The following is a 15,997-nucleotide window of genomic DNA, read 5'->3' on the forward strand; positions in this document are numbered from 1 at the left end:
GCCGGCACCTGCGCGCCGCTTTCGGGCGACCGTTCGGGCTGCGGCGTCGGCGGCGGCTGGACCGTGTACGCGCCGCTGTCGACCTCGGGTCATCCCGGCCCGGCGATGGATTTCGCAATCCTCTCGCTGCATCTCGCGGGCGCTTCGTCGATCCTCGGAGCGGTCAACTTCATCACGACGATCTTCAACATGCGCGCACCCGGCATGACGCTGCACAAGATGCCGCTGTTTGCCTGGTCGGTGCTGATCACGGCCTTCCTGCTGCTTCTGTCGCTGCCGGTCCTGGCCGGTGCGATCACCATGCTGCTGACCGACCGCAACTTCGGCACCACCTTCTTCGCGCCTGAAGGCGGCGGCGACCCGATTCTGTTCCAGCATCTTTTCTGGTTCTTCGGCCACCCGGAGGTCTACATCCTGATCCTGCCCGGCTTCGGCATGATCAGCCACATCATCTCGACCTTCTCGCGCAAGCCGATCTTCGGTTATCTCGGCATGGCCTATGCCATGGTGGCGATCGGGGCCGTCGGCTTCGTCGTCTGGGCGCATCATATGTATGCGGTCGGCCTTTCGCTGGACACGCAGCGCTACTTCGTCTTCGCGACGATGGTCATCGCGGTTCCGACGGGCGTGAAGATCTTCTCCTGGATCGCGACGATGTGGGGCGGGTCGATCTCGTTCCGTACGCCGATGATCTGGGCGATCGGCTTCATCTTCCTGTTCACCGTCGGCGGCGTCACCGGCGTCGTGCTGGCCAATGCCGGCATCGACACGGCCCTGCACGACACCTACTACGTCATCGCGCACCTCCATTACGTGCTGTCGCTGGGCGCCGTGTTCTCGATCTTCGGCGGCTTCTACTACTGGATCGGCAAGATGTCGGGCCGGCAGTATCCGGAGACCTGGGGCAAGATCCACTTCTGGATGACGTTCATCGGCGTCAACCTGACCTTCTTCCCCCAGCATTTCCTGGGCCTGGCCGGCATGCCGCGGCGCCAGCCGGACTATCCGGACGCGTTCCACGGCTGGAACATGGTGTCGTCCTTCGGCGCCTACATCTCGGTCGCGGCCGCCTTCCTGTTCGTCGGCATCGCGTTCTACACGATCCGTTACGGCCGCAAGGTCGAGGCCAACTACTGGGGTGAAGGTGCGACGACGCTGGAGTGGACGCTCCCGTCGCCGCCGCCATTCCACCAGTTCGAGATGCTGCCCCGGGTCAAGTAACCCCGCAGCTTGACGAGAGAGAACGGGCCGGGCCGCGCGGAACCCCCGTGCGGCCCGATCCGCTTGAGGAACATGATGTCGGACGTGACCCTGGACCGGACAGCCAACACTGCCGCGGCGGATGCCGCCGGCGGCGCCACCTGGCAGGATTATTTCGCGCTGCTGAAGCCGCGGGTGATGACACTCGTGGTGTTCTCCGGCTTCGCCGGGCTGATCGCAGCACCCGGGCATATCCATCCGGTCCTGGCCGCCACGGCGGTGCTGTGCATCGCCATCAGCGCCGGCGCGTCCGGTGCCATCAACATGTGGTACGACCGCGACATCGACGCGATCATGAGCCGGACCCGCAGCCGCCCGATCGTGCGCGGCCTGATCGCGCCTGATGAGGCGCTGGGCTTCGGCGTCTTCCTGGCCGTCGCCGCGGTGCTGCTGATGGGCCTGGCGGTCAACTGGAGCGCCGCCGCGGTGCTGGCTCTGGCCTCGGCCTTCTATGTCTTCGTCTACACGATGTGGCTGAAGCGGCGGACGCCGCAGAACATCGTGATCGGCGGCGCCGCCGGCGCCTTCCCGCCGATGATCGGCTGGGCCGCGGTGACCGGCGACGTCACGCTGGCCCCGATCCTGCTGTTCGCCCTGATCTTCATGTGGACCCCGCCGCATTTCTGGGCGCTGGCACTGTATCGCAGCGACGAATACGCCAAGGCCGGGGTGCCGATGCTGCCTGTCGTGGCAGGCCCCCGCGAGACCAAGCGCCAGATGCTGGCCTACACCCTGCTGCTGCTGCCGATCGGGCTGGCCCCGTGGCTGATCGGCATCGCCGGGCTGACCTATGCCGTCGGCGCCGCCGCGCTGGGCCTGCTGTTCGTGGTCTGCGCCGTGCGCGTGCTGCGCGAGGATGGCGAGGCGACCAACCACCGCGCCGCCAAGCAGATGTTCGGCTTCTCGATCTTCTACCTGTTCGCGGTCTTCGGCCTGCTGATCATCGACCATATCGCGGTGCATGTCTGAGATGGCCGCCCGTCCGATTGCAACAAAGCCGGCCGCGACTCCGGCCGACGCCCGCCAGCGCCTGCGCGGCCGCAACATCGCCCTGGCGCTCGGCCTGGTGGCCTGGGTCGTCCTGATCTTCGTGATCACGATCGTGAAGCTGAAGGGCAACTGAGCGATGCCGGCTGAGCTCGATCCCAAGGTCCGGCGCCGCAACCGCATCATCATGACGTCGCTGTGCAGCGTCGCCTTCGGCATGGGCGTCCTGGCCTTCGCCTCGTCGCCGCTGTACCGCATGTTCTGCCAGGTCACCGGCTATGGCGGCACCACCCAGGTCGCCGATTCGGTGTCGGGCCAGGTGTTGGACCGCAAGGTGAAGGTCCGCTTCGTCGCCAACACCGATGCCGACCTGCCCTGGAGCTTCAAGGCCGAGCAGACCGAGGTCGAGGTCAAGCTGGGCGAGCCGGCGCTGATCTACTTCCAGGCGACCAACAACGCCAAGGAACCGACCGCCGGCCAGGCCGTCTACAACGTCACCCCCGACAAGGTCGGCCTCTACTTCTCCAAGGTGCAGTGCTTCTGCTTCACCGAGCAGATCATCCAGCCGGGCGAGACGGTCGAATTCCCGGTCTATTTCTATGTCGACGCGGGGATGGATGCGCAGCCGAACCTGAAGGATGTGCAGACCATCACCCTGTCCTACACCTTCTACAGCCAGCGGTCGAAGTCGCTGGAGAATGCGGTCGCCGCCTATTATCGTGCGGCCCAGAACAATGGCTGACGGCCCGGCCCCCTTTTCATCAGGGCTGCCGGCGGCCGGACCGACGGGTGGGAACAACAGAATGAACATCGGACGCGATACCGAGAGGGCACGAGGATGAGCACCACAAACGTCCATGCCGACGGGCACGAGACGCACTACGAACTGAATTCAGTTCCGCACCCCTATCACCTGGTCGATCCCAGCCCGTGGCCCCTGCTCGGCGCCCTTGCCGCGGGCTGCATGGCGATCGGCGGCGTGCTGTACATGCATGACGAAGGGCCGGCCCTGCTGATCATCGGCTTCCTCGGCGTGCTCGGGGTGATGTTTGGTTGGTGGCGCGACGTCATCAAGGAAGCGACCTTCCGCAAGCTGCACACCCCGGTGGTGAAGCTGGGCCTGCGCTACGGCATGATGCTGTTCATCGCCTCCGAGGTGATGTTCTTCGTGGCGTTCTTCTGGGCATTCTTCGACTCCAGCCTGTTCGTCGGCGAGACCTCGCAATACGTCCGCCACGCCTTCACCGGCGGCATCTGGCCGCCGAAGGGCGTCACCCCGGTCGATGCCTTCCACTTCCCGTTCCTGATGACCATGATCCTGCTGCTCTCGGGCTGCACCGTGACCTGGGCCCATCATGCGATGGTCGAAGGCAACATGAAGGAAGCGGCCAAGGCGCTCGGGTTCACCGTGCTGCTGGGCGCGTCCTTCACCTGCATCCAGGTCTGGGAATATGCCCATTCGGAGTTCGGCTTCACCGACGGCATCTTCTCCTCGACCTTCTTCATGGCGACCGGCTTCCACGGCTTCCATGTGCTGGTCGGCACCATCTTCCTGGCGGTCTGCTGGTTCCGCACCTCGCGGGGCGACTTCACCAAGGACAGCCATTTCGGCTTCGAGGCGGCGGCCTGGTACTGGCACTTCGTCGACGCGGTCTGGCTGTTCCTGTTCGTCGCCATCTACTGGTGGGGCGGCCATGGCGGCGCGGCCTTGGCGCACTGAGCCATAGCCCGTAGTGCCATTTCCTCCAGTATCGCCCCTTGCCGCGGCGCTGGGCTGCAAATGCCCACGCTGCGGCAAGGGGTCCTTGTTCAAGGGCTTCCTGACCGTCGCGGATCGCTGCACGTCTTGCGACCTGGACCTCTCCGCGATTGATTCGGGCGACGGCCCCGCCGTCTTCCTGATCTTCATCCTCGGCTTCACGGCAGTGCCGCTGACCCTGTGGCTCAGCTTCGCCACCAGCCTGCCGGACGGCGTCCCGATCGTGATCGGCGCCGCCTATATCATCGGCCTGGCCGCCCTGCTGCTGCGGCCGGCCAAGGCCTATATCGTGGCCCTGCAGTACCGGCACCGCAGCATCGGCGGTTGAGGCACGGATGACATCCCGGTTCCGGCCCGAGTTCTGGCCGACCCTTTTCCTGATCCCCACCCTCGCCATGCTGATCGGCCTCGGCGTCTGGCAGCTTGAGCGCCGGGTGTGGAAGACCGACCTGATCGATCGGATCGAGCACGGCATGGCCGCCGCCGCCATGCCCTTGCCGGCCGCGGCCGACGATCCCGATCTCGACTACCGCCACGTCACCGTCACCGGCCGTTTCGACACGCATGCCTTCCGGCTGCTGGCCCGGGTGCATGACGGCAACACCGGCATCCAGGTGGTCAGCCCGCTGTTCCGCGACGATGGCGGCCCGGCCGTCATGGTCAATCGCGGCTGGGTGCCGCTCGGCGTCGACGGCAAGCCCGCCGCCTTCGACCCGCCGCCGGCGGGGTCCGTGACGGTCGAGGGCGTCGCCCGCCGACCCCTGGCGCAGGGCTGGATGCAGCCGGACAACAATTCCGCGACCAATGAATGGTTCTGGGCCGACCTGCCGGCCATGGCGGCCGCCGCCGGGCTGGCCGGGACGGCGCCGGTGATTGTCGAGCAGACGCCCGGCCCGGACAAGGCGCGCTATCCCCTGGGCGGCCAGACCATCGTCGAGCTGCCGAACGACCATCTGCAATATGCGATCACCTGGTTCAGCTTCGCCGCCATCCTGATCGCGATCTACCTGCTGCATCATCTGCGACGCGGCCGTGCCGCCCGGAAGGAGACCGAGTGATGACCGCCTATTCCGAGATCTCCGCCCATTTCGGCCGCATCGCGGCCCTGTCCAACGCCATTGGCATCCTGGACTGGGACAACGCCGTGATGATGCCGCACGGCGCCGCGGCCACCCGGGCGGACAGCCTGGCGCTGCTGCAGGTGCTGCGCCACGGCATGATGACCGATGCGCGGCTGGGCGACTGGCTGGACACGGCAGAGGCCGACAACACGCTGGGCGACTGGGAGCGGGCCAATCTGCGCGAGGTGCGGCGGCTGCGCACGGTGCAGACCGTGCTGCCGGCCGACCTGGTCGAGGCGTTGAGCCAGGCGGTGTCGGCCTGCGAGATGGCCTGGCGCCAGGCCCGCGCCGATTCGGATTTCGCCGCCCTGCTGCCGAAGCTGCAGGCGGTGCTGACCCTGCAGCGCGAGATCGGCGCCGCCAAGGGCGAGGCGCTGGGCCTGTCGCCCTATGACGCGCTGCTGAACGACTATGAGCCCGGCGGCCGGTCGGAGCGGATCGACGGGCTGTTCGACGACCTTGCCGCCTTCCTGCCCGGCTTCACCGAGGAGGTGCTGGCGGCCCAGGCGCGGCGCCCGGCGGTGGCCCGGCCGGACGGCCCGTTCCCGATCGAGGCGCAGCGGGCCCTGGGCGTCCAGATGATGGGCGTGCTGGGCTATGATTTCGAGCGCGGCCGGCTCGACGTCTCGACCCACCCGTTCTGCGGCGGCGCCGACAACGACGTGCGCATCACCACCCGCTATGACGAGGCCGATTTCACCCGCGCCCTGATGGGCGTGCTGCACGAGACCGGCCACGCGCTGTACGAGCAGGGCCGGCCGCAGCCCTGGATGAGCCAGCCGGTCGGCCAGGCCCGCGGCATGAGCGTGCATGAAAGCCAGTCGCTGCTGATGGAAATGCAGGCCTGCCGCAGCCGCGAGTTCATCGGCTTCGCCGCGCCGCGGATGCGGGATGCCTTCGGCGGCACCGGCCCGGCCTGGGAGGCCGAGTCGCTGTGGCGCCACTACACCCGGGTCGAGCGCGGCTTCATCCGCGTCGACGCCGACGAGGTGACCTACCCCGCCCATGTCATCCTGCGCTATCGCCTGGAGAAGGCGCTGATCGCCGACGAGCTGAAGCTGGCCGACCTGCCCGCGGCGTGGAACGAGCAGATGCAGGCGCTGGTCGGGGTGGTGCCGCCGAACGACCGGCTGGGCTGCCTGCAGGACATCCATTGGCCGAGTGGCGGCTGGGGCTATTTCCCGACCTACACCCTGGGCGCGATGACGGCGGCGCAGGTGTTCGACGCCGCCTGCCGGGCCGAGCCGGAGATCCTGCCGTCGATCGGCCGCGGCGACTTCACGCCGCTGGTCGGCTGGCTGCGCAGCAACATCCACGGCCAGGGCTCGCGCTGGGAGACCGACGAGCTGCTGACCCGCGCCACCGGCCGGCCGCTCGATTCGGCGGTGTTCAAGGCCCATCTGCGGCGGCGGTACGGCGGCGAAGGCTAACGGGCCCTTCCCCACGGCTGTCATGCCCGGACTTGATCCGGGCATCCAGAGACTGGCGACATCCCCTGGATCCTCGGGTCAAGCCCGAGGATGACGATGTAGGACGGGCGGAGAGGTGGGGTCCCTCAACTGTGTCATCCATTTGGAACACGGCCCGGGGGCCTGACGCCCGAAACTTGCATGCCTCCGATGTGAAATCGGCGCGCAGGATTTAGACTCATCAGACGAGTTAGAACCGAACCTCCGCTGCCAGGGGGGCCGCGCTGCTGCGGCCGCACGAATGACGACCCGCCTTCCACGCCAGGTGATGATTCCGCTGATCATCGCCTGCGCGCTGTTCATGGAAAATCTCGATTCGACCGTGATCGGGACCTCGCTGCCGGACATCGCCAAGTCGTTCGGCACCGATCCGTTGCATCTCAGCCTCGCCATCACCTCCTACCTGCTCAGCCTCGCGGTGTTCATCCCGGCCAGCGGCTGGGTGGCCGACCGATTCGGCGCGAAGAACGTGTTCCGCGCCGCGATCGTGGCCTTCACCTTCGGGTCGATCCTGTGCGGCCTGTCGAATTCGACGGTCGAGCTGGTCGGCGCCCGGATCCTGCAGGGCATGGGCGGCGCCATGATGGTGCCGGTCGGCCGGCTGGTGCTGCTGCGCAGCGTGTCGAAGGCCGAGCTGGTGCGGGCGATGGCCTACCTGACCACCCCGGCGCTGCTGGGGCCCGTGCTGGGCCCGCCGCTGGGCGGCTTCATCACCACCTACAGCTCCTGGCGCCTGATCTTCTTCATCAACGTGCCGATCGGCATCATCGGCGTGATCCTGGTCACGCTGTTCATCGAGGATGTGCGCGAGCCGGAGCGGACGCCGTTCGACGGCCGCGGCCTGCTGATGTCCGGCATCGCCCTGGGCTGCATGGTGTTCGGCTTCGAGACGCTGGGCCGCGCGATCGTGCCGCTGCCGGTCACCGGCGCGCTGTTCGTCGTCGGCCTCGGCTCGCTGTGGCTCTACATCCGGCACGCCCACCGGGTGCCGGCGCCGATCCTGGACCTGACGCTGCTGCACATCCGCACCTTCCGCATCTCGGTGGTCGGCGGCACCCTCTTCCGCGTCGGCATCGGCGCCATCCCGTTCCTGCTGCCGCTGATGCTGCAGCTCGGCTTCGGCATGACGCCGTTCGAATCGGGGATGCTGACCTTCATCAGTGCGGCCGGCGCCCTGCTGATGAAGATGACCGCAACCCGGATCATCCGCCATTTCGGCTTCCGCCCGGTGCTGCTGTGGAACGCGGTGATCAGCTCGCTCTTCCTGATGAGCTATGCGCTGTTCCGGCAGGACACGCCGCACCTGCTGATCCTGGGGCTGCTGCTGGTCGGCGGCTATTTCCGGTCGCTGCAGTTCACCAGCCTGAACACGCTGGCCTTTGCCGACATCGCGCCGCAGCAGATGAGCCGTGCCTCCAGCTTCAGCAGCACGGCGCAGCAGCTGTCCGCCAGCCTGGGCGTCGCCGGTGGTGCCGTGCTGCTGAACCTGACGCTGATGCTGCGCGGCGGCGGGCAGTTGGTGGCGGCGGATTTCACCTGGGCCTTCGCCGTGGTCGGCCTGCTGTCGCTGTCTTCGGCGCTGATCTTCATGCGCCTGGCGCCCGATGCCGGCGCCGAAGTGTCCGGCCACGCCATCGCCCCGGTGCCGCCGCCGGAGAGCCATGGCTCCGCCCGGGTCCAGCCGGGGGAATAGGGCTCAGGTTCCCAGCAGGACGTCGCGCGCGGCGTTGAGCCTGGCCGCCATCTCGGCGGTGCCGCCATGGTCCGGGTGGTGCCGCTTCATCAGCTTGCGATGCGCCGCTTTCACCGCCGCGGGGGTGGCGCCGGCGGCGAGGCCGAGCAGGGCATAGGCTTCCATCTGCGACATGCGTCCGCCAGACCGTGTGGCGCCGGCCCCCGGCGACGGATCCTGCTTCACCCAATCGGCGCCGAAGCGGCGGTCGAGATAGGTCTCCAGCACCCGCGCCGAATCGGGATCGTCGCCGCGGCACGCCGCCAGCAGGCGCAGCAGCGCCGGCAGCGGCAGCGAGGCCAGGCTGCGGCCCTGCATCGCGCCCGGGCGCAGCACATAGCCGTCCATGGCGCCGCTGGAGTGGTCGAGCTGCATGTCCAGGCTGCGCGTCTTCAGCCGCGAACCGCCGCCCGGCGCCGGCCCCGATGCCGTGCGGCTGGCCTGGCGCCGGCGCAGCGCCCAGGGCACAACCCGGATCAGCACCGGCGACAGCCGCTGCAGCCACAGCAGCAGCGCCCCGAACACGGCGAACAATCCGGCCAGCCGTCCGGTCGCGGCCAGGAACAGCCCGACCAGCAGCAGCAGCACGACCGCGGCCCAGCGCGCGCCGCTGAGCACCTGGCGCGGCTGGGTGCTGGCGAACCAGCGTGCGACCAGCGGCAGCCCGATGCCGAGCGCCAGGACCAGGATGATGATCTGAATCACAGTTGCGGCTCAGCCTCCGCCCATCCGGCCGATCAGCGCCGTGACCCCGGCGCCGCGGCGGCGGCCGAGATCCTCCAGCGCCGCGCGGCCGCCGGCAGCATAGACCGCGACGGCCGTCAGCAGGTCGCGCAGCTGGCCGGGGCTGGAGGCATCGAACGGGCAATAGGCGCCGCGGGTCAGCCGCGCGATCTCGCGGAAGGCGCGGGCCGCCACCGGGTCGTGCCCCTCGTGGAACAGGAACACCGGCACGCCGCGCAGCGCCAGCCGGCCGGCCTGGGCACAGACCCGGTCGATCGATTCCTCGAAGGCGTCGCCGACGAAGACCAGCGCATCCACCTTGCCGCGCCCGGCCTCCGCCTCGGCATGGGCGAGCACCCGGCCGAGCTGGGTTTCGCCGGCACGGCAGCGCACCTTGGTCATCAGCCGGGCCAGCTCGGCCGTGTCGGACACCCAGCCGGTGGCCTTGCATTCGGCAAAGCCGCGATAGAACACCAGTTGCAGGTCCAGCCCGCCCAGCGCCGCGGTCTCGGTGAACATCTCGCCCTGCAGGCGGCAGGCGCGGTCCCAGGTGTCCTCGCGGCTCTGCGTCGCGTCGAGCGCGAAGATCAGCCGGCCGCGCCGCTCGCCGTCGCGCCGCACCGGGGCAGCCGCCACCCGGCGCAGGAACGCATCGACCTCGGACCGGTGAGGGCCGGCCGGCACGGTGTCATCGGGCTTCGTCATGCGCTGCATTCCATCCCGATATGATGGGGGTCGCCAGGGCGAAATCCAATCGGAACGGATCGGGACCCCTGCGGATCCGGCCCGGCACATCGGGGAAAGAATCGGATATCGCGGCGTTCCGGAGCTGGCTGCTGGCGGAAAGCGCGGCCGACCGCTAGCCTCCCCTGGTGTTCCACGGATCGGACCGATGATGCCCCGTCTGCGCGCCGCCCCTCTCCCCGGCCTGGCCGCCGCCCTGCTGCTGTTCGGCCTCGCCGCCGCCCCGGACGCCCTGGCGCAGAATGCCGCCCAGACCGCGCCGCGCGAGATCATCATCGCCACCGCCCCGATCGGCAGCCCGCTGGGCCGCTGGGGCACCGCCTTCGTCGAGCAATTGAAGGCCGAGGCCGGCGGGCCGGCGGTGTCGCTGGCCTCCACTGGGGGCTCGCTGCCGAATGTCGCGCTGCTGCAAAGCGGCCGGGTGTCGATCGGGCTGGTCTCGCTCGACGCCGCCGGGGCCGCCTGGGCCGGCCACAGCCCGATGGCACCGGGGATGAAGTTCGGCCATCTGCGCGCGCTGGCGCCGGTGGCGCCGGCCGCGGTGCTGCGCTTCGTCGTGCCGGCCGATCGCGGTATCGCCGATGCCTCCGCCCTCGCCGGCAAACGGGTGGCGCTGGCGACCGACGATGCCATGACCGAGCCGATGCTGAAGGCCCTGGGCATCGAGGCGAAGCTGCGCCGCATGCCGCTGGCCGAGACGGCGAAGCAGCTGGCCGACAACAAGATCGACGCCGTCGCCGTCACCGGGCTCGACCCCTTCGCCCTGCCGCCGGAGCAGCCGTTCACGACGATCGGCCTGAGCACGCCGGAGATCGCGAAGCTGGCCGCCGCCCTGCCGGGCATCGCCGCTGCGACCGTGCCGCTGCCGCCGCCCCCGGCCGTGGTGCCGCCGGCCGTGCCGGCCGAGTCCACGGCCACCACCGATCTGTCGGCGACACCTGACCAGACCGAGGCCGATCAGACCGTCGCCGCGGCGCCTCCGCCCGTGCAGCAGACTCTGCCGCCCAGCGCCGGAATGTGGACCTGGCTGGTGGCGACGGACGACCTGCCGGACGATGTCGCCCGGCGCGCCGCCGAGATCGCCATCACGCAAGCCTCCGCCCTGGCCGAGAGCGCGGGCCTTGCCGCGGAGCCGCCGCTGGACCCGTCGACCAACCGTGCTTTGCCCTTCCACCGGGGTGCCGTTGCCGCCTGGGCCGCACACGGCATCACCGTGCCGGCAGACCAGGCGCCATGAGGGCGCTGCCCGCCGCTACGGCTGCCGCCATCCTGCTGCTGACCGGAACGGCGCTGGCGCAATCAGCCGCCACGCCCGGGTCGATCTTCACGAACGGCGCCCGGACCTATTACGAGGCGATCGACTTCAGCACGCCCGAGACGGCGGCGCGGGCCTTCCTGGCCGCCTGGGCGCGGCGCGACTACGCCACGGCCAGCGTGATCCTGTCACCGGCCGCCCAGCAGGGCTGGCTGGGCCAGATTAGCCGGACCTTCAGCTTCAGGACCCTGCTGCCCCGGCAGGCCGACGCGGTGATGCAGGCGTCGGTCTATGGGTCGAACGGCGCGCAATGGCCGGAGCTGATGACGGACCCGAACCTGATCTTCGACAACCTGATGCAGACGGCCGAGCGGCTCGACGCCCTGCCCTTCACCATCGGCGCCGATGCGAAAGTCACCCACGACGACCCGGACGGCGACGCCGCCGCTGTCACGACCGCCACCGCCGGCCGGCCGGCGACGCTGGAACTGAAGCTGGTCCGGCTGCCGAGCGGCCGCTGGAAGCTCGACCAGATCGTGCTGCCGGATGCGGACCCGGCGCTGAAGCCCTGGGGCTTCAAGGCGCCACAATAAAGCAGGCGTAGGTTGGGTTCGCCTTCGCGAACCCAACGTGCCCGCGTCAGCCCGCCTTGAGTTGGTCCTCGACCAGGGTGGCCAGCAGCGAGGCGCCGAGGGGCAGGATCTCGTCGTTGAAGTCGTAATGCGGGTTGTGGACCATCGTCGCCCCCGACGCGCCGCCGGCCTGGCCCAGGAACAGATAGGCGCCCGGCCGGGCGTTCAAGAGATAGGCGAAGTCTTCGCCACCCATCGACGGCTCGACGTCGCGCTGGACATTGCCGGCGCCGACCATCTTCTCCGCCACCAGCGCCATGGTCTCGGCCTGCTCGGCATGGTTCACCGTCGCCGGGTAGCCGTACTGGTAGTCCACCTCGATCGCGACGTCGAAGGCCGCGGCGATACCATCGGCGATCCGCTTGATGCCGGCGACGATCATCGCCTGCACCTCGGGCCGGAAGGTCCGCACCGTGCCGTTCAGATAGGCCTCGTCCGGGATCACGTTGTGGGTGGTGCCGGTGTGGATCTGGGTGATCGACAGCACCGCCGATTCCATCGGGTTGGCGTTGCGGCTGACCAGGGTCTGCAGCGCACCGACCAGCTGGGCCGCGATCACCACCGGGTCCTTGGCGGTCTGCGGGATCGCGGCATGGCCGCCGACGCCGCGGATCCGGATGTCGAACATGTCGGCCGCAGCCATCATCGGGCCGGGCCGCACGCCCACCGTGCCGGTCGGCAGCAGCGGCCAATTGTGCAGGCCGTAGACCTCGTCGCAGGGGAAGCGGTCGAACAGGCCTTCCTTGACCATCACCTCGCCGCCGCCGCCGCCCTCTTCCGCCGGCTGGAAGATGAAGTGCACGGTGCCGTCGAAATTCCGCGTCTCCGCCAAATACTGCGCGGCGCCGAGCAGCATGGTGGTGTGGCCGTCATGGCCGCAGGCATGCATCTTGCCGGGCACGGTCGATTTGTGGGCGAAGTCGTTGAGCTCGTCCATCGGCAGGCAGTCCATGTCGGCGCGCAGGCCGATGGTGCGGCCGCTGTCGGTGCGGCCCTTGAGCACGCCGACCACACCGGTCTTGGCCAGGCCGCGATGCACCTCGATGCCCCAGGCGGCCAACTTCTCGGCCACCACATTCGACGTCCGCACCTCCTCGAACCCCAGTTCCGGATGGGCGTGGAAATCGTGCCGCCAGGCGGTCATTTCCTCCTTGCGGGCGGCGATCGAATTGATGACGGGCATGGGTCGGGCTCTTCTTGCGCTGGCTGGATGGCTGACCCCGATACTGGCCCGTCGGCGCGGCCGGGGCAACCCGGCGCAGGCGCAAAGGACCGATGAATGGGCCGGCCGGCCGGCCCTCACTCCACCTCGGCGACGCAGGCGACGTGGTCGCCCGAGCGGATCAGGCGGATCGGCACGCCATAGGCGTCCGACAGCCGCTCCGCCGTCAGCAGCGTCGCGGTCTCGCCGAATTGCGGCGGATGGGTCGCGGAGAGGATCAGCGTCCGGTCGGCCAGCGCATGGGCATGGTCGGGCGCATGGGTGGTGAAGATGATGCCGAAGCCGCGCGCCGCCAGCCGCCGCACCAGCGCCAGGAAGCGGGCCTGGTTGGCGAAGTCGAGATGCGCCGTCGGTTCGTCCAGGATCATCAGCGCCGGCTCCTGCGCCAGCACGCGGGCGATCTGCACCAGCTGCTGTTCGCCGCCGCTGATCTCGGTGTAGGGCGCATCGGCGAGATGGGCGATGCCGAGCGTCTGCAGCGCCTCGATCGCCCGGGCCGCATCCGCCGGCCCCGGCATGCCGAACCAGCCGAGATGCGGCGCCCGGCCCATCTCCACCACCGTGCGGACCGGGAAGGCGAAGACGGTCTGGTGGCTCTGCGGCACCAGGGCCAGGTGGCGGGCGATCTCCGCCCGTCCCAGTTCGCCCAGCTTCCGCCCGGCGACGCGGACCGTGCCGGTGGACGGGGTGGCCAGCCCGGCCAGGCAGCGGAGTAGCGTCGATTTGCCGATGCCGTTGGCCCCGAGCACGCACAGGATCTCACCGGCCGAGACGTCGAGCCCGACGCCCGAGAACACCGGCTTCGGCCGCCCGGGATAGGCGAAGCCGAGCCCTTCGGCCTGCAGGATCACGCCCATCCCAGCGATCCGCGGCGCAGCAGCAGCATGAAGGCCGGCGCCCCGACCAGGGCGGTGAGGATGCCCAGGGGGATCTCCGCCGCCGTCACCGTCCGGGCGAGGTCGTCGATCAGCAGGAGGTAGCAGGCGCCGAGCGACAGGGTGGCCGGCAGCAGCCGGCGGAAATCGGGCCCGACGATCATGCGGGCCAGATGCGGGATCACCAGCCCGACCCAGCCGATGATGCCGCTGATCGCCACGGTCGAGGCCGCGATCAGGGTGGCGAGCAGCACGATGACGATGCGCAGGCGGGCGGCATCGACGCCGAGGATGCGCGCCTGTTCGTCGCCCATCGCCAGCAGGTTGATGCGCCAGCGCAGCAGCAGCAGCACCGCGGCGGAGGGCAGTACCACCGCGGCGACCACGGCGATATCGGCCATCGACACCGAGGACAGCGACCCCAGCAGCCAGAATTCGATCACCGGCAGCTTCGAATTCGGGTCGGCGACGTATTTCAGCAGCGACAGCAGCGCGGTGAACAGCGAGCCCACGATCACCCCGGCCAGCACCAGGACGAGGGTCGAGCCCGCCCGATACAGCCGGCTCATGAAGAAGCACAGGCCGACGGCGGCGAGGCCGAAGACGAAGGCCGAGAGCTGGACCGCATAGCGCTGTTCGAACAGCAGGATGGCGATGGCGGCGCCGAAGCCGGCCCCGGCCGAGACGCCGAGGGTGAAGGGCGACACCAGCGGGTTGCGGAACACGCCCTGGTAGCAGGCGCCGGACATCGCCAGCCCGCCGCCGACGATCATGGCGGCGACCACCCGCGGCAGCCGCACGTCGAGCACGACGGAGCCGACCACCGCCGGCCAGTCCTGCACGATCGGCAGGAATTGTGCGGCGATCACCCGCACCACGGTCAGCGGCGGCACGGGATAGCGGCCGATCAGGAAGGATGCCAGGAACAGCGCGACCGGCAGGACGGCCAGCAGCCCGGCCGTCAGCCAGAACCGGGCCGGCCGCACTTAATTGGGACCGGTGTAGGGCTGGCCATAGAAGCGCTGGTAATAGGCGGTCGCCTCCGCCTGCATGTCGATGTCGTCGAAGCGGTCGGGGTACAGCTTCTTGGCCATCCACAGCTCGCCCAGCGCCAGCGCCTCCGGCAGCGGATAGCCCCAGGGCTTCACGTACTCCGGGGTGATGTAGATCCGGCCGGACTTCACCGCATCGACATGCTGCCAGGCCGCGCCCTGGCGGATCTGGTCGGCCACCGGGGCGTAGCGGTCCTGGACGAAGATCACCTGCGGGTCCCAGGCCAGGATGTCCTCCATCGACACCTTGGTGGCACCGCGGACGCCGGCCGCGACATTGACGCCGCCCGACCGGGCCATGATGACGCCGGTGTATTTGCCGGAGCCGTAGGTGTTCAGATCCGGATTGGCCATGTACAGCCGCACCCGGTCGCCCGCCGGCAGGCCGGCCACCCGGTCCTGCACCAGCTTGCGCTTGGCGAAGGCGTAGTCCAGCAGCTGGTCGGCGCGGTCGGACTTGCCGACGATGCCACCGATCAGCTTGACCCCGGCCTTCAGCCCTTCGGCATAGGCGGTGTCGTCATCGGCGAAGGTCGGGTTCAGTTTCGGCGCCTCCACCCCCTCGCCCTGGGACAGGGAGATGGCGACGACCGGGATGCCGGCCCGGCTGATCTGGTCGATCATCGCCGGCGGGGCGTAGTTGGTGACGAAGACGACGTCCGGCTTCAGCCGCAGCAGCTCCTCGACATTCACCATCGACAGGTCGCCAGGGGTCGGCAGGCCCTTCAGCGGCGGCGCGTATTTGTCCAGGCCGGGGATCAGGCTGGGCCAGCTGCGCAGCACGCCGACGATCTTGTCGGCGGCGCCGAGCTCCACCAGGATATCCAGGGTCTGGTGCTGCAGCACGACGATGCGTTCGACATCGGCCGGGACCGTGACGCTGCGGTTGAGCTGGTCGGTCACTGTGACGGTGTCCGCCGCCAGGGCGCCGCCCGGGGCCGGCTGCAGCGCCAGCCAGGCTGCAAGACCCAGCGCCAGCGCGCCGACAAGACCGCGATGCAACGATGCCAGCATGCCCGGAATCCCCCTCGCGCCGCGCGGCGATCCGCATCGGCGATGTATACCAGCGTATAGAGCGATCGGCCCCGGCCGGCAACGTCGCCGGTCACGGTGAGACGGGATCGGTTCATTGCTGGCATGCCGGAGTCGGGACTGTGCGGTTGCGC

17 protein-coding genes are annotated in these 15,997 nt (G+C 69.3%); 11 read left to right on the forward strand and 6 right to left on the reverse strand.

Annotated elements, in window-relative coordinates:
- The 9 genes from AC3XYG_RS20490 to AC3XYG_RS20530 form a co-directional block, all read left to right on the forward strand.
- A partial coding sequence (locus tag AC3XYG_RS20490; protein ID WP_489141719.1) for a cytochrome c oxidase subunit I occupies positions 1–1,221 on the forward strand: 1,221 nt, incomplete at its 5' end.
- Between the two features lie 75 nt (positions 1,222–1,296).
- Positions 1,297–2,229 carry a heme o synthase gene (locus AC3XYG_RS20495; protein ID WP_489141735.1) on the forward strand — a complete coding sequence of 311 codons (933 nt, stop codon included), beginning with the start codon at positions 1,297–1,299 and terminating at the stop codon, positions 2,227–2,229.
- A 1-nt stretch (position 2,230) separates the two neighbouring features.
- A complete protein-coding gene (locus AC3XYG_RS20500) occupies positions 2,231–2,383 on the forward strand; it encodes a cytochrome c oxidase system small membrane protein (RefSeq protein WP_489141720.1) in 153 nt (50 codons plus the stop codon).
- A 3-nt stretch (positions 2,384–2,386) separates the two neighbouring features.
- Entirely contained in the window at positions 2,387–2,989 is a 603-nt protein-coding gene (locus AC3XYG_RS20505) for a cytochrome c oxidase assembly protein (protein ID WP_489141721.1), read from the forward strand.
- A 96-nt stretch (positions 2,990–3,085) separates the two neighbouring features.
- Complete coding sequence (locus AC3XYG_RS20510) at positions 3,086–3,967, forward strand: cytochrome c oxidase subunit 3 (protein ID WP_489141722.1); 882 nt, start codon at positions 3,086–3,088, stop codon at positions 3,965–3,967.
- Between the two features lie 85 nt (positions 3,968–4,052).
- Positions 4,053–4,334, forward strand: coding sequence for a DUF983 domain-containing protein (locus AC3XYG_RS20515; RefSeq protein WP_489141723.1), 282 nt, complete (start codon positions 4,053–4,055; stop codon positions 4,332–4,334).
- A gap of 7 nt (positions 4,335–4,341) precedes the next feature.
- Positions 4,342–5,064, forward strand: coding sequence for an SURF1 family protein (locus AC3XYG_RS20520; protein ID WP_489141724.1), 723 nt, complete (start codon positions 4,342–4,344; stop codon positions 5,062–5,064).
- Positions 5,064–6,557, forward strand: coding sequence for a carboxypeptidase M32 (locus AC3XYG_RS20525; RefSeq protein WP_489141725.1), 1,494 nt, complete (start codon positions 5,064–5,066; stop codon positions 6,555–6,557). The genes AC3XYG_RS20520 and AC3XYG_RS20525 overlap by 1 nt, the downstream gene beginning before the upstream one ends.
- 280 nt (positions 6,558–6,837) lie before the next feature.
- Complete coding sequence (locus AC3XYG_RS20530; RefSeq protein ID WP_489141726.1) at positions 6,838–8,289, forward strand: MFS transporter; 1,452 nt, start codon at positions 6,838–6,840, stop codon at positions 8,287–8,289.
- A gap of 3 nt (positions 8,290–8,292) precedes the next feature.
- Here the strand turns inward: AC3XYG_RS20530 and AC3XYG_RS20535 are convergent, their stop codons facing one another.
- Together AC3XYG_RS20535 and AC3XYG_RS20540 are read right to left on the reverse strand one after the other, a co-directional pair.
- A complete protein-coding gene (locus tag AC3XYG_RS20535; protein ID WP_489141727.1) occupies positions 8,293–9,033 on the reverse strand; it encodes a DnaJ domain-containing protein in 741 nt (246 codons plus the stop codon).
- A gap of 9 nt (positions 9,034–9,042) precedes the next feature.
- Entirely contained in the window at positions 9,043–9,756 is a 714-nt protein-coding gene (locus AC3XYG_RS20540) for a vWA domain-containing protein (protein WP_489141728.1), read from the reverse strand.
- 187 nt (positions 9,757–9,943) lie between these two features.
- On the opposite strand from AC3XYG_RS20540, the gene AC3XYG_RS20545 reads away from it, so the two are divergent.
- Positions 9,944–11,032, forward strand: coding sequence for a TAXI family TRAP transporter solute-binding subunit (locus AC3XYG_RS20545; protein ID WP_489141729.1), 1,089 nt, complete (start codon positions 9,944–9,946; stop codon positions 11,030–11,032).
- The gene (locus tag AC3XYG_RS20550) at positions 11,029–11,643 is read left to right on the forward strand and encodes a hypothetical protein (protein WP_489141730.1); all 615 of its coding nucleotides are present in this window, start codon (positions 11,029–11,031) and stop codon (positions 11,641–11,643) included. The genes AC3XYG_RS20545 and AC3XYG_RS20550 overlap by 4 nt, the downstream gene beginning before the upstream one ends.
- Before the next feature lie 46 nt (positions 11,644–11,689).
- Here the strand turns inward: AC3XYG_RS20550 and AC3XYG_RS20555 are convergent, their stop codons facing one another.
- From AC3XYG_RS20555 to AC3XYG_RS20570, 4 genes are all read right to left on the reverse strand, one after another.
- Positions 11,690–12,865, reverse strand: coding sequence for a M20 aminoacylase family protein (locus AC3XYG_RS20555; RefSeq protein WP_489141731.1), 1,176 nt, complete (start codon positions 12,863–12,865; stop codon positions 11,690–11,692).
- 116 nt (positions 12,866–12,981) lie between these two features.
- Positions 12,982–13,761: an ABC transporter ATP-binding protein gene (locus AC3XYG_RS20560; protein WP_489141732.1), complete on the reverse strand. Its 780-nt coding sequence runs from the start codon at positions 13,759–13,761 to the stop codon at positions 12,982–12,984.
- The gene (locus tag AC3XYG_RS20565) at positions 13,752–14,765 is read right to left on the reverse strand and encodes a FecCD family ABC transporter permease (protein WP_489141733.1); all 1,014 of its coding nucleotides are present in this window, start codon (positions 14,763–14,765) and stop codon (positions 13,752–13,754) included. The genes AC3XYG_RS20560 and AC3XYG_RS20565 overlap by 10 nt, the downstream gene beginning before the upstream one ends.
- Complete coding sequence (locus AC3XYG_RS20570) at positions 14,766–15,845, reverse strand: ABC transporter substrate-binding protein (protein ID WP_489141734.1); 1,080 nt, start codon at positions 15,843–15,845, stop codon at positions 14,766–14,768.
- Between the last annotated feature and the right edge of the window lie 152 nt (positions 15,846–15,997).

Source organism: Inquilinus sp., from assembly GCF_057815775.1.